Annotated in this window: 20 protein-coding genes and 1 pseudogene; 11 read left to right on the top strand and 10 right to left on the bottom strand. The window is 59.8% G+C overall.

Translation table 11 applies throughout. The annotated features are described in order from the left end of the window. Positions 1-10 precede the first annotated feature (10 nt). The 6 genes from ACSQ8R_RS24365 to ACSQ8R_RS24340 form a co-directional block, all read right to left on the bottom strand. Positions 11-445: a GlcG/HbpS family heme-binding protein gene (locus ACSQ8R_RS24365; RefSeq protein ID WP_436255934.1), complete on the bottom strand. Its 435-nt coding sequence runs from the start codon at positions 443-445 to the stop codon at positions 11-13. 32 nt (positions 446-477) lie between these two features. Beyond that, on the bottom strand, positions 478-1,245 hold the full coding sequence (locus ACSQ8R_RS24360) for an ABC transporter permease (RefSeq protein WP_436255933.1): 768 nt from the start codon (positions 1,243-1,245) through the stop codon (positions 478-480). Further along, the gene (locus ACSQ8R_RS24355) at positions 1,242-2,018 is read right to left on the bottom strand and encodes an ABC transporter permease (RefSeq protein WP_436255932.1); all 777 of its coding nucleotides are present in this window, start codon (positions 2,016-2,018) and stop codon (positions 1,242-1,244) included. Before ACSQ8R_RS24355 ends, ACSQ8R_RS24360 begins: the two co-directional genes overlap by 4 nt. Then, positions 2,015-2,839, bottom strand: coding sequence for an ABC transporter ATP-binding protein (locus ACSQ8R_RS24350; RefSeq protein WP_436255931.1), 825 nt, complete (start codon positions 2,837-2,839; stop codon positions 2,015-2,017). Before ACSQ8R_RS24350 ends, ACSQ8R_RS24355 begins: the two co-directional genes overlap by 4 nt. Position 2,840: 1 nt before the next feature. After that, complete coding sequence (locus tag ACSQ8R_RS24345) at positions 2,841-4,586, bottom strand: thiamine pyrophosphate-binding protein (RefSeq protein ID WP_436255930.1); 1,746 nt, start codon at positions 4,584-4,586, stop codon at positions 2,841-2,843. 63 nt (positions 4,587-4,649) lie between these two features. Further along, positions 4,650-5,576 carry an ABC transporter substrate-binding protein gene (locus ACSQ8R_RS24340; protein ID WP_436255929.1) on the bottom strand — a complete coding sequence of 309 codons (927 nt, stop codon included), beginning with the start codon at positions 5,574-5,576 and terminating at the stop codon, positions 4,650-4,652. A 133-nt stretch (positions 5,577-5,709) separates the two neighbouring features. Here ACSQ8R_RS24340 and ACSQ8R_RS24335 point away from each other — a divergent pair, with 133 nt between their 5' ends. The 8 genes from ACSQ8R_RS24335 (at position 5,710) to ACSQ8R_RS24300 (ending at position 14,109) form a co-directional block, all read left to right on the top strand. After that, complete coding sequence (locus ACSQ8R_RS24335; RefSeq protein WP_436255928.1) at positions 5,710-6,627, top strand: LysR family transcriptional regulator; 918 nt, start codon at positions 5,710-5,712, stop codon at positions 6,625-6,627. 88 nt (positions 6,628-6,715) lie between these two features. Next, a complete protein-coding gene (locus ACSQ8R_RS24330; protein ID WP_436255927.1) occupies positions 6,716-7,630 on the top strand; it encodes a LysR family transcriptional regulator in 915 nt (304 codons plus the stop codon). Between the two features lie 147 nt (positions 7,631-7,777). Then, on the top strand, positions 7,778-9,013 hold the full coding sequence (locus ACSQ8R_RS24325) for an ABC transporter substrate-binding protein (protein WP_436255926.1): 1,236 nt from the start codon (positions 7,778-7,780) through the stop codon (positions 9,011-9,013). A 65-nt stretch (positions 9,014-9,078) separates the two neighbouring features. Further along, entirely contained in the window at positions 9,079-9,966 is an 888-nt protein-coding gene (locus ACSQ8R_RS24320) for a carbohydrate ABC transporter permease (protein WP_436255925.1), read from the top strand. Beyond that, the gene (locus ACSQ8R_RS24315) at positions 9,963-10,856 is read left to right on the top strand and encodes a carbohydrate ABC transporter permease (RefSeq protein ID WP_436255924.1); all 894 of its coding nucleotides are present in this window, start codon (positions 9,963-9,965) and stop codon (positions 10,854-10,856) included. Before ACSQ8R_RS24320 ends, ACSQ8R_RS24315 begins: the two co-directional genes overlap by 4 nt. A gap of 2 nt (positions 10,857-10,858) precedes the next feature. Further along, positions 10,859-11,926: an ABC transporter ATP-binding protein gene (locus ACSQ8R_RS24310; RefSeq protein ID WP_436255923.1), complete on the top strand. Its 1,068-nt coding sequence runs from the start codon at positions 10,859-10,861 to the stop codon at positions 11,924-11,926. Continuing rightward, positions 11,926-13,611: a glycoside hydrolase family 3 protein gene (locus tag ACSQ8R_RS24305; RefSeq protein ID WP_436255922.1), complete on the top strand. Its 1,686-nt coding sequence runs from the start codon at positions 11,926-11,928 to the stop codon at positions 13,609-13,611. Before ACSQ8R_RS24310 ends, ACSQ8R_RS24305 begins: the two co-directional genes overlap by 1 nt. 246 nt (positions 13,612-13,857) lie before the next feature. Continuing rightward, positions 13,858-14,109: a hypothetical protein gene (locus ACSQ8R_RS24300; protein ID WP_436255921.1), complete on the top strand. Its 252-nt coding sequence runs from the start codon at positions 13,858-13,860 to the stop codon at positions 14,107-14,109. Between the two features lie 93 nt (positions 14,110-14,202). On the opposite strand, the gene ACSQ8R_RS24295 is transcribed toward ACSQ8R_RS24300, so the two are convergent. Further along, positions 14,203-14,529 carry an EAL domain-containing protein gene (locus ACSQ8R_RS24295; RefSeq protein WP_436255920.1) on the bottom strand — a complete coding sequence of 109 codons (327 nt, stop codon included), beginning with the start codon at positions 14,527-14,529 and terminating at the stop codon, positions 14,203-14,205. Between ACSQ8R_RS24295 and ACSQ8R_RS24290 the strand changes: the two are divergent. After that, a pseudogene (locus tag ACSQ8R_RS24290) lies at positions 14,492-15,185 on the top strand (tyrosine-type recombinase/integrase); the annotation flags it as partial. The gene ACSQ8R_RS24295 and the pseudogene ACSQ8R_RS24290 overlap by 38 nt on opposite strands. Positions 15,186-15,392: 207 nt before the next feature. On the opposite strand, the gene ACSQ8R_RS24285 reads toward ACSQ8R_RS24290, so the two are convergent. From ACSQ8R_RS24285 to ACSQ8R_RS24275, 3 genes are all read right to left on the bottom strand, one after another. After that, positions 15,393-16,658: a cation:proton antiporter gene (locus tag ACSQ8R_RS24285; RefSeq protein ID WP_436255919.1), complete on the bottom strand. Its 1,266-nt coding sequence runs from the start codon at positions 16,656-16,658 to the stop codon at positions 15,393-15,395. 409 nt (positions 16,659-17,067) lie between these two features. Then, the gene (locus ACSQ8R_RS24280) at positions 17,068-18,231 is read right to left on the bottom strand and encodes an AI-2E family transporter (RefSeq protein WP_436255918.1); all 1,164 of its coding nucleotides are present in this window, start codon (positions 18,229-18,231) and stop codon (positions 17,068-17,070) included. 92 nt (positions 18,232-18,323) lie between these two features. After that, positions 18,324-19,235 carry a cation diffusion facilitator family transporter gene (locus ACSQ8R_RS24275; RefSeq protein ID WP_436255917.1) on the bottom strand — a complete coding sequence of 304 codons (912 nt, stop codon included), beginning with the start codon at positions 19,233-19,235 and terminating at the stop codon, positions 18,324-18,326. Positions 19,236-19,426: 191 nt separating this feature from the next. On the opposite strand from ACSQ8R_RS24275, the gene ACSQ8R_RS24270 reads away from it, so the two are divergent. Both ACSQ8R_RS24270 and ACSQ8R_RS24265 read left to right on the top strand, forming a co-directional pair. Next, positions 19,427-19,702, top strand: coding sequence for a metal-sensitive transcriptional regulator (locus tag ACSQ8R_RS24270; RefSeq protein ID WP_436255916.1), 276 nt, complete (start codon positions 19,427-19,429; stop codon positions 19,700-19,702). Positions 19,703-19,765: 63 nt separating this feature from the next. After that, positions 19,766-20,464 carry a MauE/DoxX family redox-associated membrane protein gene (locus tag ACSQ8R_RS24265; protein WP_436255915.1) on the top strand — a complete coding sequence of 233 codons (699 nt, stop codon included), beginning with the start codon at positions 19,766-19,768 and terminating at the stop codon, positions 20,462-20,464. The last annotated feature ends 1 nt before the right edge of the window (position 20,465 follow it).

Raw genomic sequence — 20,465 nt, 5'->3', positions numbered from 1 at the left:
TGAAGTCCTGTCAGGCCGGAAGCTTGGGAGCCGCCCGAAAACCGGCTTTTTCGATGCCGGCGATCGCGCACAGTTCGTCGTTGTCTCCGATATCGCCCGAGATGCCAACCGCGCCGATGACCGTGCCTGCATTGTCGAGAATGAGGACGCCACCCGGAGAAGGCACCATGCGACCCGCACTGACGGAGGCCAGCACCGTGATGAACGCCGGGTTCTTGGCGGCGCGTTCCGTAAGCTCCCGTGTGCCAAAACCCATGCCAAGCGATCCCCATGCCTTGCCATAGGCGATGTCGAACCGGACTATCCCAGCGCCATCCTCACGCTTGTAGGCGACAAGATGCCCACCGGCATCCAGGACAGCCACCGCAAGCGGGGCAAGCGAGCGGGCTCGCGCTTCGGCGATTGCGGTATCAATGATGGTTGACGCGTCGGTGAGCTTGAACATGTCTAAATCCAGTAAGTTGAGAGGAGAGGAAACTACCGGCTGACGGCCTGCCAGCGCAGAAGACGTCTTTCGGCAAAGGAAAGCAGACGGCTGCCGACAAGCCCGATCGCGCCGAGGATGACAATGCCCGCGAAAAGATCGGGCGATCGGAAGCTGCGGCTCGCCGCCAGAATGCTCTGCCCCAGCCCCTGGCGGCTTGCCAGCATTTCGCCGACGACCGCGAGAATGAGCGAAATGGTGAGGCCAAGCCTCAGGCTGGCGAGAATCATCGGCATGGCACTCGGCAGGGCGAGCTTCCAGATAACCTGGGCGCGGCTGAGACCAAGGACGGCACTGACTTCATAGAGACGGGGCTCCATGGCCGCAAAACCGTGGATCGTGGCAAGCAGCATCGGCCAGAGCGCCCCGAAGGCAATCACGACCAGAACCATGTTGTCCGAGAAACCCAGAAAGGCGATGGCGATCGGAATCATGGCCGAAGCCGGCAACGGCCGGAGCAGCTCGAGCGTCGGCGCGATGAACACCCGCGCCCGCCGGGACACGCCAATCAAGGCACCCAGAAATACCCCCACGAAGGAGGCGAGCAACCAGCCCAGCAGCATCCGCTGGACCGTCTCCAGCGTCTGCGAAAGCATCACGCCGCCGGAAAGGCCCTTCACCAGAGCGGCATAGGTCCGTTCCGGGCCGGGAAAGAAGATCGGCGATACGAGCTTCGCATCGGTAACGAGCTTCCACGCCAGGATGAAAAGCGCCAGCGCGCCGCAACCGAGGAACAGCTTGCGCAGGGAAAAATGCTTCATCGTCCCTCTCCTTTCACAAAGGCCGGGAAGAAGGCGCGCTGCGCCACGTTGAGCAGCAGGCTGATCAGCCAACCGATGGCGCCGATCCAGATCAGATAGGCGAACATTTCCGCCGGACGCAGCGCCTGCTGCGCCATCATGATCCCGTAGCCGAGGCCCAGCGGGTTGGCGGTGATCTCCACCGTCACCGCCACGACCAGCGCATAACCGGCGGCAAGCTTGAGCGACATGAAGAGCTGCGGCAGTATCGCCGGTAGCACGATCTTCGTCAGCCGGGCCAGGAAGCCGAGTTGCAACACGCTCGACACTTCCATCAGACGCGGCTCCACTTCCTTGACTGCAGCACGTGCCAGCACGACGGATGGCCATAACAGGCCAAGTCCGATGATGACGATCTCCATTTCCGCGCCGAAACCCAGCAGCATCATGACGACCGGAATAAGCGCGACGACCGGGACTGGCCGCAGCAGCTCGATGGTGAGATCGAGCGCATCATTGGCAAGGCGGGAAAGACCGAGCACGATACCGAGCAGCGACCCCGCTCCGACACCCAGGATACAGCCGGCTGCGGCGGCTTTCAGTGTGTCCAGCGTCGCCTTCGGAAGAGATCCGTCGGCCATCACGGAACCGAACGCCTGCGCGATATCGAACGGGCTGGCGAGCGTATCGCTTTCCAGTTGGGTAACGGTTGCCGCGACCTGCGCCACAACGATCAGGGCAACGGGCAGCAATGCCGCGCGCCAGCCGTTTTTGAGGAGGCTCGCCGCCCTCATTGATGGTCGTCCTTGATGAGCTCGTAAAGCTCGCGGCGCAGACGCAGGAATTCGGGATCCTCGCGGGTCAGCAACTGGTCGCGCGGCCGGGCGAGCCGAACGTCGACGATACGCCCAACACGGCCCGGATTGGGCTGAAGGCAGATGATACGATCGCCGAGATAGATCGCCTCTTCAAGGTCATGGGTGACGAAGACCATGGTGGCGCCCGTTGTCGCCACCAGCCCGAGCACCTCGTCCTGAAGCGCCTGCCGCGTCATCGCGTCCAGCGCACCGAAGGGCTCGTCCATCAGAAGCACCTTCGGTTCCTGCGCAAGACACCGGGCGATCTGCAGGCGCTGCTGCATGCCGCCGGACATCTCGGCCGGATATTTGTCGGCGTGCCGGCCAAGGCCGATCTTCTCCAGCAATTCTCGAATGATTGCCGGACGCTCGGCACCCGGACATCCGCGTGCCTCGAGCGCCAGCGAGACGTTACCGGCTGCGGTCCGCCAGGGCAGGAGCGCCTTTCCGTAATCCTGAAAGACGATCGCGACGGAGCGGTTCGGTCCACCGAGAACCGACCCGTCGAGCTCGACGCTGCCGGAAGTCGGCCGGGCCAGGCCGGCCAGCATCCGCAGCAAAGTCGTCTTGCCGCACCCAGAGGGTCCGATGACGGAAATGGTTTCACCCGGCGCGATATCGAGGCTGATACCGCCGATGATCTGCAGCGAACCGTAGGAAAGCGTGACGTCGCGGATACGGATTCGCGCTTCGCCGGATGTCGGAGTGGAGTTGCCCACGCCATGCCGCCGGGGGGTGGAAAGCTGCGTCACAACCACGTCATGCTCCTTTCACGAGAGCCGCATGCGGCCCGCCGCCCACACCCTTCTGAAAGCCGTAAGCATTCATTTTCGCGAAATAGGGCATGCTGGGATGGGCCTCGAAACGGACGTGGCAGTCTATAACCGCCGGCAGGCCAGACGCGATAGCGCGTTCGAGCGCAGGGCCGATCTCATCCACAGTGGTGACGCGCTCGCCGTGGCAGCCGAAGCCGCGGGCGACGTCGGCATAGTTCACGCCGTCGAGATCCGTACCAAAGGAGAAATCGTAGGTCTTCCGCTGGCCCATCTTGATGACGCCCCAGGAGGCGTTGTTGTGGATGATGTTGATGATCGGCAAACCGTAGCGGCGGGCGGTATCCAGCTCGGAAAGCGTGAAGCCGAAGGCACCGTCGCCGCAGATATTGAAGACCGGGCGGTCTGGATGGAGCAGCTTCAGCGCCACCGCGAAGGGTGTGCCGAATCCGAGCTGGCACATGCCGGGTTCGTGGAACCGGGTGCGCTCGACGGTCGCCGGGGTCAGGTCATTGCTCCAGAAGGATGTATGGCCCCCGTCATAGGCGATAAGGGCATCCGAAGGCAGCAGCTTGCCGAGGGCGGTGCCAAGTTTGGCCGGATGCATGACCGGACCTTCATCCTCGTTCATCCGTTCGAGCTTGCCACGATAGGCAGCATAGATTTCACGCAGGCGGGCAAGCCATTTCGACCTGTCCGGCATGGCGTGACCCTTGAGGGCTGCCAGAAGATCGGGCAGCGCACTTGCCGCATCGGCCCAGATGCCGAGCGTGTGAGGCGCGTTCGCACCAAGGCTCATCGGGTCGATGTTGATGTTGATGAACTCCGCGCCGCCCTTCACGAGCGCACCGCTTTCGTTCCAAAGCCAGGAAGAGAGCCGGCAACCGACAGCCAGGATGACATCCGCCTCGGCCAGTGCCGCAGGGATGGCATCGCCGCCGATGATTCCGCCATGCCCGATGAAGAAGGGAGAATCCGACGGTACCGTGCCGATGCCCATCTGGGTGGCGAGAGCCGGAGCACCCATCTCTTCGAGGAGATCGCGGAACAGGCTGCCGCCATTAGCGGAAACGACGCCGCCACCGGCGATCAGGACAGGTCGCTTGGCTTCGGAAAGCAGTTGGGCCGCGCGGGCGATCTGGACGGCAGACGCTCTCGGACCTTCGACGGCGCGATAGGCCTCCGGTGGAAGCGAAAGTTCGGCCTCGTCGAACTCGAACTTGGTGGTGAAAATCTCCTGTGGAACGTCGAGATGAACGGGTCCGCGCCGCCCGGTCAGCGCCTGCCGGAAGGCGTCTCGCACGAGATCCGGAAGGCGGCGCCCGTCATGCACGACCGCGCTCCACTTGGTGAGCGGCTTCAGCAGCGCGTGGGTGTCGAGATCCATGAACATGCCGCGGTTGGGATAGGATGCGCCGAGATGGTTGTTGGAGGTGACCAGCAGCAGGGGCAGGTTGTTGTTGAACGCCGTGCCGAGCCCGCCGACCAGATTGGAAGACCCCGGCCCCATTTCTCCGAGCGCCACGCAGATCCGGCCGCTTGCGGCTGCAACCCCAGCGCCCATCAGAGGGCCGGAGGCCTCGTGCCGCACGCCGAGATAACGGATGGACGGCTCGCGGGAGACTGCGTGCAGGAGGGGGTTCAACTTGCCGCCGGCGATGCCGAAGACGAAGGGAACAGCCTCGGGGACGAGCAAACGGGTCAGCGCTTCCGCGCCGGTCAACTGGACCATGATATCACCTGTCATCTGTAGGAATGGCCGGGGCGGCGAATTGCACGCCCCGGCCTTGTCGGCTCAGGGCGCGATCAGACCGGCCGTGTCGATCTTGCCGGTCAGCATGCCGCCTTCGCGCATCGCCTTTTCGAAGTAATCAAGCGCGGCCTTGGTCGGCACGGGCCTGCATTCCGGCAGCTCGATCTTGTTGAGGACTTCGAGCGGCAGGCGGGTATATTTGGAAACGATCTCGCGGGTTTTGCCCTGGTTGGCGGCCACGAAGTCGGCAGCCTGTGCGAATGCGACTCGGAAAGACTTGATGATCGCCGCATTGTCCTTCGCCCAATCGCGGGTCGCGACAAAGGTCGTGTAAGGTAGGTTTTCCGGAAGTTCGGACATGTAGTTGAACGCGACCTTGCCGTTCGACTGAGCGACGGCGCGACCGATCGAAGGTTCGCCTGCAATGATCGCATCGATCGTGCCGCCCTTGAGAACGTCGGCGGTGTTCGGGATCGGCACTTCGATGAAGGTAACGCTCTTTTCTGAAACGTTCTTCTGCTTGAGCCACTGGCGGAAGAGAATGTCGAGGGTGCCGCCGATGCTCGGCGTGCCGACCTTCTTGCCGACAAGGTCTTCCGGCTTGGAGATTTCGACGCCGCCGCGCACCGCCAAGCCGGCATTCTTGGCCGTGCGGGGGGCCGTCACGCCGCAATTGGCCACGACGACGAGGTCGATGCCGCTGTCAACAGCCTGCAACAGAACGGTGGGCGAAACGGCGACGATCTGGTGCGAGCCGGCCACAAGCGCCGCCACCAGCGTCTGGTTGGAGCCGGTCGGCAGAAATTCGACGTTCAGACCGTTCTTGTCGAACATGCCCTCGTCTTTCGCCACGAAGGCGGCTTCCACCTCGGCGATCGGCGGCGTGCCGACGGCGATTTTGGTCTGGGCCAAGGACGGGGCCGCGCCAGCCATGACGACGCTGGCGATGAGAATTGCGCGTTTGAGCATAACTACCTCCTCGAATATGGGGCTCCTCAACCCATCGCGACTATTCCAACTGCGCGGCTCTTCATCAATAGACAGGATGACAGTTCAGATATAATCTGAAATGCATATCTCAGCGAAAGCGGGAGGCGGGGCGATGAACCTGCGGAAGTGGGAATATTTTCTGAAAGCCGCCGAGTTCGGCAACCTTTCGCGGGTCGCCGAAAAGCTCGACATCTCTCAGCCGGCGCTGAGCCGCCAGATTTCCGCGCTGGAGCAGGAGATCGGCACCGCACTGTTCCGCCGCACCGGCCGCGGCCTGACCTTGACGCCGGCCGGCGAGATCTTCCGCGTCAGGGCCGAAGCGATCATGGAAGAGATCGAACGGGTTCCGGAAGAGGTCATGCACGCCGCCGACACGCCGTCCGGCCGACTTGCCTTCGGTGCGCCGCCCTTCATGGGCCGCGTGCTGACCGGCGAACTGGTGGCCAACTATGTCGAAGCCTTTCCGCATGTGCGACTGCGCGTCCGCGGAGCCCACTCCTTCCAGCTTCGTGAGGCGATCTTCTTCCGGGATATCGATATCGGCATCCTGGCGGCGCCGCTGACGGAGCCTGATCTTTACACGGAACCCCTGCTGCAGGAGCAGCTCTATTTGGTCGGACCGGCGGGCAGCGATCTTTCGCCCGAGCGGCCGCTCACACTCGACATGGTGGCGGACCGGCCGCTCATCCTGACACCGCGCCCCGATGGCCTGCGGACGCTGATCGAAACGGAATTCGCTCGCATCGGCCGCCGCGCCAGGGTCGCGGTGGAGACCGAATATGCCCCGATGGACGATCTCATTCGCCGCAGGGTCGGGTTTACGATCATGCCCTACTGCGGGATGGTCAATTCACCGCTCACCCAGCTCGCCTGGGCCCCGATCGAGGGGCTTTCCGTGATCTGGCTCATCGCGCTGCTGCAGAACTCCGAGCGGTCGCTGGCCGCCAGGCGTTTCGTGGAAATGCTGCAGGCCTCCACGAAGGAGAACATCAGGTCGGGCCGCTGGGAAGCGACGTATCTCGGCAAGTGACTTCGGGACCGGCCAGCCCGGGCGCGGTTGTCGCCGCAAGCCTCACGCTGTAACAGGTTCTGGAAACCGAATTGCCTTTCTGGATACCATGGACCTCGAACCGCGACTGCTTCGCTATCTGCTCGCCATCGACCGCGCAGGGTCTTTTCAGAAGGCCGCGGAGGCGCTTGGCATCTCGCAGCCGGCCCTGTCGGTCAGCATCGCCCGGCTCGAAGACATCACCCGCATGCATCTCGTCGACCGCGGCCGATACGGCGCCATCCTGACGGATACGGGCAGGATCCTGATCCGGCACGCCGAAAGTATCGAAGCCATCCTGCAGCTCGCCCAGAAGGAGCTCGAAGCCCGGCGGCGCGGCGCCGAGGGGCCCTTGCGCGTCGGCGGAACGCCCCTTGCGACGGGCAGCATCCTGCCCCGCGTCATCGCCCAGGTCCTCAATGAAACCGGCAATGCGGCTGTGACGGTCACCGAAGGCACCGACGAAGAGCTTATGGAGCGGCTTCTGACGCATGAACTCGATCTGGTCATCTCCAATGTCGGGCAGAGGCCGACGCCCGAAGGCGTGGAGGAGATCCCGCTCTTCACCGCCCGCTCCGTCATCGTGGTCAGGGCGGGGCATCCGCTTGCGGGCAGGGACAAGGTGTCTCTTGCCGAACTGACCGGCTCCACCTGGATCATGCCGCCGCCGGGCGGCGCCTTTCGGAAGCAGATCGAAGCCCTGTTTACGACCAACGGGGTCCCCTTCCCTGCCAATCTCGTCGAGGCGGCGCCTTTCAGCGTTTTGAAGGCAATCGTCGAGCGATCCGACGGCGTCAGCATTCTCTCGGACCAGTTTCTGCGCGATGAAATCCGACGCGGCATACTGGCCGCAATTCCCCTGGTGGAGCATATCGCCACGCGACAGTTCGCACTGCAGAAGATTGCCGGCCGGCAGCTCAATCCGCTCGGGCAACGTTTTGTCTCCGCCGCCAAGGATCTGGCAATGGGTACCGATGAGGAATGAAATGCAAGTCAAGGGGATAGCCACGAAACAGCCTGCCGGGCGACGGCATCTATAATCCTAGATTATGGTCAATGCCAATTCCATTATTTGACGAATGGAATATGGCGGCGATAGGGTTCCCTCGGAATTCAGGAGGAGGGAGCTACATTGATTTCCAAATTACTTCTCGCAGCGACCACCGCCACGGCACTCTGCTTCGCAGCATCCGCGAATGCACAGGAAGTGAAGGGCGAAGTGATCCACCAGTGGACCTCGGCGGCCGAATCCGCCGGCGTCAAGGTTCTCGCCCAGAAGTTCACCGAGCTCGGTGGCACATGGGTCGACAACGCCATTTCCGGCGGCCCGAACGCCCGTTCGACGGCCGTCAACCGCGTCGTCGGCGGCAATCCGCCGGCCGCCATGCTTTTCAACACCGGCGCTCAGTTCGTGGAGCTTCAGGACAACAGCCTGCTGCGTGACCTGACGGCGACGGCGAAGGCCGACAACTGGCAGACCAAGATGCCGGCGGCACTCCTGAACTCGGGCATCGTCGATGGCGAGATCTGGGCACTCCCGATCTCTGGCAACGGCGCCAACTGGTTCTGGTTCAACAAGCCGATCCTCGACAAGATCGGTGTTGCCAAGCCGAAGAACTGGGACGAGGTCTTTGTCGCGCTCGACAAGGCGAAGGCTGCGGGACTGACGCCGTTTGCGCCCTCCGGAGAACCGCGCTGGCAGCGCCTGATGTTCAATGCCGTCGTTCTCGCTATCGCCGGACGCGAAACCTATGACGCGGTCATCTACAAGCGTGACGCGTCCGCCGTTCGCGGCGAGAAGTTCAAGGCTGCCGTCAAGGTCTTCGAGAAACTCAGGGACTATGCCGACGCAGGCACGCCAGGGCGTTCCTGGCCGGATTCGACCAATCTCGTCATCTCCGGCAAGGCCCTGATGACGCAGGGCGGAACTTGGCTGAACGGCGCCTTCGCCGCCGCGGGCAAGACGGTCGGCACCGATTACGAATGCGCGATCATCAATCCCGAGCAGGGCATGGTCATCTCCGGCGACGTCTTCCTGTTCCCGGAACCGAAGAATGCCGCGATGACCAAGGCACAGGATCTGCTCCTCAAGGCCTTCGCCGACGTTCCGACCCAGACCGCGTTTGCGGTCGCCAACGGCACGATTCCGATCCTCAAGGGTGCGGATACGTCCAAGCTCAACCCGTGCATTGCGGAAGCATCCCGCTTCTTCAACGATCCCAAGCTCTCCACCGGCAGCGATCAGATGATGTTCACGCCGGCGATCGTCGGTGCCGTCGAAGACGCCATCACGCGCTTCTCGACCAAGGGCGGCCTGACCGCCGAGCAGTTCATCGAAGCCTATGCGAAGGGGCTCTCCGCGAGCTGATCCCAACGCCCGGGGGAGCGCGTCTCGCCGCCTCCCCCGAATGACCAGATATTCGGAGTTTTTTCGTGTTTGTGAGGTCGCCTTCAAGCAGTCGCCTTCAGGCGGCCCTGACGCTTGTCCCGGTCGCAATAGTCGTCCTGTCCGTTTATGTCGGCGGCGTGTTGTGGGCGGCGGGCATATCCTTTACCCGGTCTTCGATGCTGCCGAACTACAGGTTCGCCGGTTTTACCCAGTACATAAACCTGTTCTCGAACGCCCGGTGGCAGGTCTCGCTCGGCAACATGGCGCTGTTCGCGGTGATCTTCATCCCGGTTACCCTGCTGATCGGGTACTCGATGGCGGCGATGATCAATCGGGGCGTTCGCGGTGAAAACGCGCTGCGGACGATCTATCTCTATCCGTTTGCCATGTCGTTCATCGTCACCGGCCTCGTCTGGCGCTGGCTGCTCGATCCGAATTTCGGCATTGCCGACGTGGCGCGGAAGCTTGGTTTCGAAAACGCCTCCTTCGACTGGATCGTCAACGGGGACATGGCGATCTTCACGATCATCATGGCGGCGATCTGGCATTCGTCCGGCCTGGTTATGGTTGTTCTCCTCGCCGGGCTGAGGGGTGTAGACGAAGACCTGTGGAAGGCGATCCGCATCGAAGGCATTCCTGCCTGGAAGGCCCATCTCTACATCATCATGCCAAGCATCGGCGCAAGCATCGCGACGGCTCTGGTGCTGATGTCGCTCACCGTCGTGCGCCTGTTCGACGTCGTCGTCGCCATGACCGGGGGCGGTCCCGGTATCGCAACCGATGTGCCGGCCAAGTTCATCATCGACCATATGTTCGAACGCCAGCAGGTCGGCCTAGCTTCCGCAGCCGCCACGACACTGCTGCTTCTCGTGCTGGCGGTCGCAGTACCGCTTCTCTATCTCAACAACCGCCGCAAGGGAGCTGTAGAATGACCACCGCAAACGCTCCTGCTCCCGCCCGCCGCAATGTCCTTGCCGCTCCGCTTTCCCGCGGTCTCGTCTACGCCTTGCTGATTGTCGTCGCCATCATGGCGCTTGTGCCGCTCTATGTGATGATCGTCACGGCATTCAAGTCGATGGAGGAGATCCGTTCGGGCACGCTCCTCTCCTTGCCCCACGCGTTCAGCTTCGAGCACTGGTGGAAGGCCTGGAATTCGGCCTGCACCGGGCTGCGCTGCGAGGGTCTGAAAGTCGGCTTCGTCAACTCGTTCCTGATCACCATTCCAAGCGTTGTACTGGCGATCGCCGCCGGCGCTGTCACCGGTTATGCGCTGAGCTTCTGGCGCGTGCGTTTTGCCAACGTGCTGTTTACGGTCATGCTGATCGGCGGCTTCTTCCCTTATCAGGTTCTGATCTACCCGCTGGTGCGGATCACCTCGACGATCGGGATATTCAATTCGCTGGGCGGCGTCATCGCAGTCCATGTCGTGTTCGCCCTGCCGGTGGTGACGCTGCTGTTTCGCAACTATTTCGCGTCGATCCCGATCGATCTCTTCAAGGCCGCCCGAGTCGATGGTGCAGGGTACTGGCGCTTCTTCTTCTCGATCCTGCTGCCGATGTCGGTCCCTATGATCGCGGTAGCGAGCATCCTGCAGGTCACCTTCATCTGGAACGACTACATCGTCGGCCTCGTCTTCGGCGGCGTCAACTATATGCCGATGACCGTCCAGCTCAACAACATCGTCCACTCCACCTATGGGGAGCGGGAATACAACGTGGAGATGGCGGCAACGCTGCTCACCTCGGTCATCCCCCTCCTCGTCTACTTCACGTCGGGCCGCTGGTTTGTCCGCGGCGTGGCATCCGGCGCCGTGAAAGGGTAATCATGACAGGCGTACACCTCCGAAACCTCGGGATCAGCTACGGGCAGGTCGAGGTTCTGAAAAGCATTGACCTCGACATTCCGGCATCGGAATTCATCGTGTTGCTCGGGCCTTCCGGTTGCGGCAAGTCCACGCTTTTGAACGCGATCGCCGGTCTTCAGGATGTTGCCGAAGGGCAGATCCTGATCGGCGGGCACGACATGACCAATGTCGAGCCGAAGAACCGTGGGATCGCGATGGTTTTCCAGTCCTATGCGCTCTACCCGCGCATGAGCGTACGCGGCAACCTGAGCTTTGGCCTAAAGGTGGCCAAGGTTGCCAAGGCAGAGATCGAAAAGCGCGTCGCGAATGTCGCGAGGATGCTGCAGATCGAGCCGCTGCTGGACCGCAAGCCGTCGGAGCTTTCCGGCGGCCAGCGTCAGCGTGTCGCGATCGGCCGTGCCGTCGTGCGCGATGCGGGCGTCTTCCTGTTCGACGAACCGCTTTCCAACCTCGACGCCCAGCTGCGTTCGGACCTGCGCGTCGAGATCAAGCGTCTGCATCAGCGCCTGAAGTCAACGATGATCTACGTGACCCACGACCAGATCGAGGCGATGACGCTTGCCGACCGAATCGTGGTTATGAAGGACCGGATCATCCAGCAGCAGGGCACGCCGGACGAGATCTATAATAGGCCTGCCAACACATTCGTGGCCCGTTTTGTAGGTTCGCCCGCCATGAACTTCCTGGAGGGCGTGGTGAAGGGCGACGAGGCAATCGTCGATGGCCACACGGTGCGCATCGCTTCGGCCCTTTCTGCGCCACTGGCGGACGACTGCAAGGTGATCGTCGGCATCCGTCCCGAGGACATGGTCGTCCGGACCGACGAGACTACTTCGGGCCTTCCGGTGCAAGTGGATGTGGTCGAGCCGATGGGTCCTGAAAAGCTCATATGGTGCAAACGTGGTGCTCTCGCCCTCTCCGCCAAGACGCCCCCCTCCTCCAAGGTAAAGTCGGGTGACACGATTCGGCTCGGCCTGTCGGAGGACCGGCTTCACATCTTCCACGCTGAAACGGGAAAGCGTATCTGATGACTAAAGACATTCTGAAAAAGCTTGCGGGCCATCCTTTCAACCTGGATGACGACGCAGCCGGCTGGGTGAAGTCCACCTTCGAACGCCTTTCGCTGGAGGAGAAACTCGGCCAGATCGTCCTGCCGCTCTGCCGTGACCTTTCCGTTGAAAGCCTGTCGATCCCGCTCAAGCGCCATGTCGGCGGTGTTCACCGCATGCCGTCGCGATCGGAACAGGAACTGCGCGGCAGTGCCGAATTCCTCCAGTCGCACACTGCCATTCCACTGCTGATGTCGTGCGACATAGAGTTTTCCGAAAAGAGCAGCGTCGCAGCCGGAACGCCCTATCCGAACCAGATGGTAATAGCCGCGACCGGGGACGCCGAACATGCCCGCCGCATGGGCGCCGTCGCCGCTCGCGAAGGCGGTTATGTCGGCTTTAACGTCTCCTGGACGCCCGTCGCCGATCTTGCAGTCAATTTCCGCTCGAATGTTGTCAATACCCGTTCATTCGGGTCCGACGTTGCAACCGTCATGGCGATGACCACCGCCTACCAAGATGGGGCGCGCTCGGAGGGCTTTGCGAGTTCGATCAAGCATTGGCCGGGCGACGGACTCGACGATCGCGACCAACATTTTGCGACCACACATAATACGATGTCGATGGCAGAATGGCGGGACAGCTTCGGCAAGATCTATGCCGACGCCATTGCTAAGGGCGTGCAGGTCGTCATGGCGGGGCACATCACGCTCCCCACCTACACCGCCGAACTGGGATCGGCGGCACGCAGCCCGGCGCATATGCCAGCAACGCTGAATTACGACCTGACCACGACGCTGCTGAGAGAAGAACTCGGCTTCAATGGCCTAGTTGTCTCCGACGCATCAGGCATGGTCGGCTTCAATGCCCGCGGCGCCAGACGCGATCTCGTGCCGCTTTGCATCGCCGCCGGCTGCGACATCCTCCTGTTCCCGGACGACCTCGACGAAGACCTCGGTTATTTGAAGGACGGCCTCGAAAACGGTGTTCTGACCCAGGAACGGGTCGATGAGGCGGTCCTGCGTGTCCTCGCCCTCAAGGCATCGATGAAGCTGCATCAAAGCGGCGGACGTCCATGGGACGAAGCGGATCGCGCCCGTTTTGTCGGCAGCGCCGAGCATGGCGAATGGTCGCGATCGGCATCGGAGGCCGCAATTACGCTGGTCAAGGATACGCAAGCCCTGCTGCCACTTGATCCGGCCCGGCACAGGCGCATTCTTCTAGCGCAGCTTGACAGCCGGATGAGCCCTTCCGGTCCGCTGCCACAGCTTCAGGTAGCCGATCTTCTCCGCGAACGGGGCTTTGAGGTAACCCTTCATCGCAGGGGCGAGCCGATCAATCCGGCATCGCACGATATCGGCATGTATCTAATGGCCGAGGAAGGCGTTTCAGCCAAGGAAAATCTCGGACCGCACTGGGAGGACCTCCACGGCCTTTTCCCGCATTCCATGGAACGCCTTTGGGCCTATCTTCCGACGGTCTACGTTTCGCTCGGCACGCCATTCCTTCTTTACCACATGCCCGAATGCAAAACCTTCGTTAACGGGTATGCGGCCGTTACGCCGGTGCAGCAGGCGCTTGTGAAAGCATTGGTTGGGGAAATCGGCTTTGTCGGTCGAAGCCCGATTGATCCAAGCTGCCGCCTAAAAGAGGCAATGCTTTAGTGCTTAATGCTACCTCCTTCACGAATCCACAGGCTCTCCGGCTTCGGAGCGGCTCCTGAGCCCTCATATACGCCAATGAATGTTTCGTTGCTGCGACAAATGGCTTCAGCGGACGTTCGAGTGCGCCCGCACGGATGCCTATTTTTTCAAAGTCCGCTACCGTACCAAACAAGGCTTCAATGAGTGCCTCATATGCCTCCAGTTCGAATCCATGTAAGTGGCTGTTTGCGAAACAATGGAGCATGCATGGAGCCGATCGATTTCTTTAATCTCGAACCGAACGGGTTCTATTGGGCGCTTCGTGATCAGTTCCTATCGGATGGCGCCGACCTGGAGATCGTCCAGGTCTCTACCGTATTTGGTACGACCTTTGAATACTTGAGTGTCGCTGTTTTAGGTTCGGAGCAGCACTATTCGCTGAAGGACTTCGTATTCTTCGCAAAGATCGAGTTACCCGCTATTGTGCCGTCAATCCGAACTTCCGCAACATCTCCCTGAAATAACATAGGAGGTCTGCTTCGTCTCCGCACGATGCACAGCGTTGGCATGTGCGTCCTGGCTGCTACTCGGCGCAGGGGCCTGCGGCGTCGACTACCGGTTGCTGCTTGATTGCACTGCGTGGGTAGCAGACGCTGCCGCGAAATCTGGACTGCTATATTTGTAACCCTGGGCGGCGTTGCATCCGAGGTTTTTGAGAAATATCTCTTGCTCTGCTGTCTCAACTCCTTCGGCGATTGTTCGAAGTCCTAGTTCATTTCCCATCGAGACAATTGCACGTACGATTGTGGCGCCTTGAGATGTAACCAGGATCTCGCTGACGAACGACCGATCGATTTTCAGGGTCGTGATCGGAAATCGTTGGAGTGAGCTCAGCGATGTCGATGGTTCCTTCACCTCCCCTGCCCTAAAATCCGCCATTCGTCTCGCCGTACGGGCCGTGCCCCGGACGCGTCGCCGCAAGAGTGCCAAGGCGGTCAGCTGCGACGTGCTGGCAAAACTGCTGTCGACCTGCGCGACGGACAGCTTGCGCGATCTCCGTGACCGGGCGACCCTGATGGTCGCCTTTGCTTCGGGTGGCCGGAGGCGCAGCGAGGTCGCCGGGCTGCGATGCGAGCATTTGACCGTCGAGCCGCCGATCGAGGTGCCCGACGGCCCGTCCCCTCGCCTTTCTCGCAATCGATCTCGGCCGCACCAAAACGACTTCCAGCGAGCAGGACGAACGTCGTTTATCTCACCGACCAGGCTGTCGAGGCGTTGAATGCCTGGCTGGCGGCCGCCAAGATCGAGAGCGGCAGCGTGTTTCGGGGGATCGGTCGCTGGGGAGCGGTTTCGAAGCGGGCACTCGATCCGCAGTCGGTCAGTGCGATGATCAAGCAGCGGGCGGAGATGGCTGGGCGTGGATAGTTCTGATTTCTCAGCCCGTGGGCTTGGCTCAGCGTATCTCGCGGAAGCCGCCAATCGCGGCATTCCGCTCCCCGAAGCTATGGAGCGGTCACGACATCGCGGTGCATCAAGCATCCAGCTACAACAACGCCACATGGCTTACCGGTAGGGCAGCGCGGCTCATCCCATGAGGCAGAAAATCCTCGCAATTCTGTAATACCGATCCATAAATGCAAGGATGGTAGAACGCAGAATCGAAGCCGAACTCCTGGATCTCGTTGACGACAGCGCTTTGAAGCTCACCATGCCGGTGATCAAGCCCGGTGAGTTACCGGGCGGAAAAAATCCGTAGCGCAGAAGCTCCCGGGTTATCTGCTCCTGAATGTCAAGCTTGCGTCTCAATCGGAAGGCTTGTTCAACACCGTTCGACGGGCCACAAACCCTAGGGTCGAACCTTGGACGATAATGCTGAACAGAACGATTGCATAGGTTGCCGCGAGTATCACTGACTTTGCGGTACTGTCAGGCACGGACAAAGCGAGCGCGACCGATATCCCGCCGCGTATCCCTGCCCACGTTAAAAATGGCACATTCTTCAGGGACATCAGTCCGCTGGACCAGGACAGGACGGCCGGAACACCGACTGCGATCAACCGCGCCGCCAGCACGACCGGGATCGTTGTAACCGCGATAATCAAAGCTTTGGTGTCGAATTGAAGCACCAAAACCTCCAATCCGATCAACAGAAATAGCACGGAATTGAGAATTTCGTCGATGAGAGTCCACAGACCAAAGACATAAGTTTGTGTTCTGTCGCTCATGGCGTTTCGCGGCCCGTGATAACCAATGAGCAGGCCGGCGGCGACGACCGCAAGCGGGCCGCTCACTTGTACTCTTTGGGCGATTGCATATGTCGCTGTGACCAACGCCAAGGAAATCAGAACCTCGACAGCATAATCATCGATCAGCCGCATTGCCCAAAAAGCCACCACCCCAGTGGCGATACCCAGCAGCAGGCCGCCGCCAGCCTCCACGACCAGCAGTTCAATCACGGCCGTCGCCGTCGTTTGCTCACCCGTTCCCCCGGTCGCGAACAAAAGCATGATCGTAAACAGAACGATCCCTATGCCATCGTTAAAAAGCGATTCTCCTTGCATCTCCACCTCGAGGCTTGGCGGAACCTTGACATTTTTCAGAGTGCTCAAGACAGCAACCGGGTCTGTGGGGCTGATTAACGCACCGAACACCATTGCCCAGGCCAACGATAGAGGTTGGCCGAAAAAGTGTGCAGCGCCCCAAAAGCAGAAGCCGACAATCACGGTAGATATCACCGTGCCAAAGGTCGCCAGAATTGCAACGGGGACGGCGCGGTTTCGAAGTTTTCCAAGATCCACGTGCAGGGAGCCGGCGAAAAGCAGGAAAGCCAACATGCCCTGCATTACCACGGCGTTGAAATCGATCTGCAGAAGAGCGCTGGTCAAAGGATCGAAAAGGTGCCGTTCGGGGACGGCTGCATCGATAGCAACCAGGATAAGCGAGACTGCTACGCTCATGACGAGCAACCCGATCGTGTGAGGCATCGGGAGGTGTCTGTGATTGACCCAGCCGAGGATGGCCGACAGAGTGAGCAGAACAGCGGAAAGTTCGAAAATGGAAAAAACCACCGAAGTAATCCTTAGAATTCAGCGTCGTACAAAAATTCCGAACTCGGTATTCTGACTGTTTTGCCAACCATATCGTCTTCATACGTGTCAGGGCTGCATCTGCATCATTTCGTTCGTTGGCATCATGTTGGCGTTTAGGTTGTACATAATCAGAAGCGAGCCAAATACCACAACACCGACGACGAATATCCCGGCAACTATGCCCTGAGGGGCTAGAACTCCCGATTGAAACGCGTCCTGCATAAATTCATCCCCGCCTCATCCGGATTCTCCGCGAGCGCAAAATCAGATCCCGCAATCCGGCGTTTTGGATCCTGACAGCAAGCTTCCCGCCGATCTCCTTTTCGCGAAACGAGCCTTTTTGCGTTTCGTTCCCTACGATTACTTGGAGGGCCCACACAGCGCTTGTTTATGAAATTCGTTCAATGTGCGATCCACTCCCATTTGCCGACGCGTCTTCAGTTTCAGATACGACATCAGCTCTCGATGATAGAAAATTTCCAAGGCCGCGGAAGCGTGGAACGTGATTACAGAACACATTGAGGGTGACCAGCAAAGGGACGGCCAGCAGCATGCCGATAATCGACCACAGCCAGGCCCAAAAGGAAACGGCGATCAGCACGACGACGGTATTCAACCTGAGGCGGCGTCCGATGAAATAGGGCGTCACAATTTGTCCCTCGAAAGTCATGACGACAAGATAGGTCATTGCGACAATTGCCGCGAACCCGACACCGTCGAAAGATATCAGGGCAACGGCCGTCCCCGCCAACAGACTCGCCAGGGGCCCAAGATAGGGCACGAAATTGCAAACGAATGCGATGACCCCGAATAACACCGCATTGGGCATTCCGATCAGCCACAGCAGTGTTGCCATGACGACCGCCAGCGAGGCATTGATGGCGGTAATGGTCAGGAGATAGCGCGATAGATTGCGCTCGATATCGTTTGCAATTTGCATGGCCCGGCGTTTGTCCTGCACTGTCGGCATAGCTTCCACCAGTTTCTCATAAAAGAGGTCACCTGAGGCGAGCAGGAAGAGAAGCAGGATCAGGGTCAGCAACGTCTGCGCCAGCATAGCTGGAACGATCAGCGCCGCGCTCGTCAGCGGGCCGTTGCCTCGAAGCTCAACCTGCTGCACGTTCGCCGCGTGGTTTTTCACAAGGTCTGCCAAACGGCGGCTGGCCTCAAACGCTCCTGAAAGAGCTTCTGATAGCCCTGCAAGTTTCAATTGCAAGTCCTCTTCGATGCGAGGCAGGCTTTCCAGATAGCCGCTGACGGGTACGATGATGGCACCGACGATCGCCACCAGCCCCATCACCAGAATGCTGACGATCAGGATGGATGTCAGCGCAGGAGGAATTCCAAACCCGTCGAAAAATCGACGTATCGGGCTGAACACCAGGGCAAGGAGGAAGGCCAACACAATTGGGACAAAGAAGTCTTTGCCAAGGCTGAGACAGAGGATCGACGCGTAGATGAACAGTCCTGTGACGGCCCATTGGGATGCGCGTGTGCGGACAGATCTTTCACTATCTTCTTTATTTCGAGCGTCGCCCAGTCGAGTTTCCATGATATCCCCTTTCAGTCCGTCGAACCGACTCAATGCAACGAGTATCAGCGTTAGGCGAGTAAAGTGACATCGTTCAATGCCACCTCCAGCTTTCAGAAAATTGCGTCCGATCGCAACCTGCAATGTTTTGTGGTCTGGAGGTCCTCAACTTGCAACGTCGAATGATCGATACCGAAGTGATCATGGAGCCGCGAAGGCAGAGCTGCCAGCAGGCGCTGTCCGATCATGACGTCTTTACGGACGATGTGTGCCGTTAAGGCCGTCTCTGTCGTGCTCAGACCCCATATGTGAAGGTCGTGAACCTCGCCTACGGATTCCTCATTGAGAAGGAATGTCTTCACGGAGTTGAGATCAATTCCGGACGGTACCGCGTCAATCGCCAGCATCACGGATCCTCGAAGCAGGCCCCACGTCCCAATCAATATGACGACGGCGATCAACAGGCTGACGACAGGATCGACCCAGTACCAGCCGGTCCAGCAAATCACAATAGCAGCGATAATTACACCTGCCGTCACACCGGTGTCCGCAGCCATGTGCAGGAACGCTCCCCTTATGTTGAGGTCGTCTTTGCTGCCAGACGCTAAAAGCCAGGTCGTGCTGCCGTTGGCCAAAATGCCCGCGATAGCAACCCACAAGATGGTCGAAAACTCAACGGGTTGCGCATCAGTTAGTCGTCTGATGGCTTCCCAAGCGATCGCGCTGATTACGACGAGTAGCAGGATTGCATTTGCAAGTGATGCCAATATGGGGGTGCGTTTAAAGCCGTATGCCCGCCGTCCTGCCGGTGGCTTTCGCGCTAAACATGACGCGCCCCAAGCGATAATCAATCCAAACACATCGGTGAGGTTGTGGCCCGCATCGGCGATCAACGCCAGAGATTCGGAATAGAGACCGAACCCGGCTTGGAGAAGAACATAAACGATATTGAGGCCTATACAGGCGACGAATGTCGTGCCGAAATCCTTTGGCGCATGTCCGTGGTCGCTATAGTCGTGACTCATCTTACGCCTTAGGTTTGCAATCAAGAATTCCGCAGAAACTGGGCGCATTGGCTTATTCATAATGTCCGTAAACACGTTGGTAGCCAGAACAGCGGCATTGTTCGACCTTTCTGGCAAACCATTGTTTCCCGGAGGGAACAAACCAGCCCCTCCTTAAGTTCCACATACCTCCCCACGGTATGGCATTTGTGATGTGCGGTGAAAGAAAGCGTTCAAAGATCGTCAGGCTGAATCGAATAGCAGGACAGGTGCAGGGCCTTGCCCGCATGGTCGCGGACGATCGCTATTGCATCGACATCCTTCACCAGATCCAGGCTGTAAAAGCGGCGCTGGGCCGTGCGGAGAGCGAAATTCTTCGCGATCACGCCGCGCACTGTGTCTCTGACGCGATTGCATCCGGAAGTGCTGCCGAGCAGCATCAGAAGCTCGAAGAGCTTGTGGATCTATTCGACCGCGCAAGGCGATAGCAAAGAGATGAAGACAATTTGATGAGTAGAAGTGCGCGGAAGGCCACTGTTTATCGGATGCTAATGCCTGAGTATATTTGTCCATTCGGTTTAAAATCGCTCGATCTGCTGAAACGCGAGGGTTTCTCTGTTGACGATAACCGGCTGAAAACCCACGAGGAGACCGACGCTTTCAAAACCGAACACGGTGTGAAGACAACACCGCAGACATTCATCGATGGGCAGCGCATCGGCGGCTACGACGATCTGCTTCGTCATTTCGGTAAAAAGGTTCGCGATCCAAAAGCTGTCACCTACCAGCCGGTAATCGCGGTGTTTGCCATGGCCGCGCTGATGGCCGTTGCTGCCAGCTGGGCGGCGTTCGGCGATGTGCTGACTGTCCGTACCGCAGAATGGTTTATCGCGATTTCCATGTGCATACTGGCGATCCTCAAGCTTCGTGACATCGAAGGCTTCTCCAACATGTTTCTCGGCTACGACCTGCTGGCTCAGCACTGGGTCCGATATGCCTACCTTTATCCATTCGGCGAAGCCCTTGCCGGTATCCTGATGATCGCCGGCGCGTTGTTATGGCTGGCAATTCCGGCTGCGCTGGTCATCGGCACCATTGGTGCCGTTTCGGTGTTCAAGGCCGTCTACATCGACCGCCGTGAGCTGAAATGCGCCTGCGTGGGCGGCGACAGCAATGTCCCGCTCGGCTTCATCTCGCTGACCGAAAACCTGATGATGATCGCGATGGCGGTCTGGATGCTCGTGAAATAAC

The sequence above is a fragment of the Neorhizobium sp. LjRoot104 genome (assembly GCF_964253725.1).
In the GTDB taxonomy this organism is placed as follows: Bacteria; Pseudomonadota; Alphaproteobacteria; order Rhizobiales; family Rhizobiaceae; genus Neorhizobium.
Note: the sequence above shows the minus strand (reverse complement) of the source record. Positions and strands in the feature narration are given on the sequence as shown.